Genomic DNA, 1,241 nt, shown 5'->3' on the forward strand with positions numbered 1-1,241 from the left:
AAGGAGAGGCCCGATGGCCAAGGCAAAGTTTGAACGCAACAAGCCGCACGTCAACATCGGCACAATTGGCCACGTTGACCACGGCAAGACGACACTGACGGCAGCGATCACGATGGTGCTGGCGGAAGCTGGTGGCGGTGAGAAACGGTCCTATGAGGACATCGACTCCGCACCGGAAGAAAAAGCACGTGGCATCACGATCAACACGGCACACGTGGAATATGAGACGGAAAACCGTCACTACGCCCACGTCGACTGCCCGGGCCACGCTGACTACGTCAAGAACATGATCACGGGTGCTGCCCAGATGGACGGCGCGATCCTGGTTGTGAACGCTGCTGACGGCCCGATGCCGCAGACCCGCGAGCACATCCTGCTGGCCCGTCAGGTCGGCGTGCCGGCTCTGGTCGTGTTCCTGAACAAGGTTGACCAGGTTGACGATGAAGAGCTGCTGGAACTGGTGGAAATGGAAGTTCGCGAACTTCTGTCTTCCTACGACTTCCCGGGCGACGACATTCCGATCATCGCTGGTTCTGCTCTGGCAGCTGTTGAAGGCCGTGACGACAATATCGGCAAGGACAAGGTTCTTGAACTGATGGCGGCTGTCGACGAGTACATCCCGACACCTGAGCGTCCGCTGGACAAGCCGTTCCTGATGCCTGTGGAAGACGTGTTCTCCATCTCCGGCCGTGGTACGGTTGTGACGGGCCGCGTTGAGCAGGGCATCCTGAAGGTTGGCGACGAGATCGAAATCGTCGGTATCCGCGACACGCAGAAAACGACCTGCACGGGCGTTGAAATGTTCCGCAAGCTGCTCGATCAGGGCCAGGCTGGCGACAACATCGGCGCACTGCTTCGCGGTGTTGACCGTGAAGGCGTTGAGCGTGGTCAGGTTCTCTGCAAGCCGGGCTCCATCACGCCGCACACGACGTTTGAAGCTGAAGCCTACATCCTGACGAAGGAAGAAGGCGGCCGCCACACGCCGTTCTTCACCAACTATCGTCCGCAGTTCTACTTCCGTACGACGGACGTGACGGGTGTTGTGACGCTGCCGGCTGACAAGGAAATGGTTCTGCCGGGCGACAACGTGAAAATGGACGTTGAGCTGATCCAGCCGATCGCCATGGACCAGGGCCTGCGCTTCGCTATCCGCGAAGGTGGCCGTACGGTCGGCGCCGGCGTCGTCTCCGCGATCAAGAAATAAGCTCTCTTCCTGAAGAGACTTTGCGAAAGGCCGCCCC

General features: G+C 59.6%; 1 protein-coding gene. It reads left to right on the forward strand.

Annotated elements, in window-relative coordinates; all coding sequences use genetic code 11:
- The first annotated feature begins 13 nt into the window (after positions 1-13).
- Positions 14-1,204 carry an elongation factor Tu gene (gene tuf, locus HY29_RS16775; protein WP_034799211.1) on the forward strand — a complete coding sequence of 397 codons (1,191 nt, stop codon included), beginning with the start codon at positions 14-16 and terminating at the stop codon, positions 1,202-1,204.
- The last annotated feature ends 37 nt before the right edge of the window (positions 1,205-1,241 follow it).

The organism is Hyphomonas beringensis (genome assembly GCF_000682755.1).
GTDB lineage: Bacteria > Pseudomonadota > Alphaproteobacteria > Caulobacterales > Hyphomonadaceae > Hyphomonas > Hyphomonas beringensis.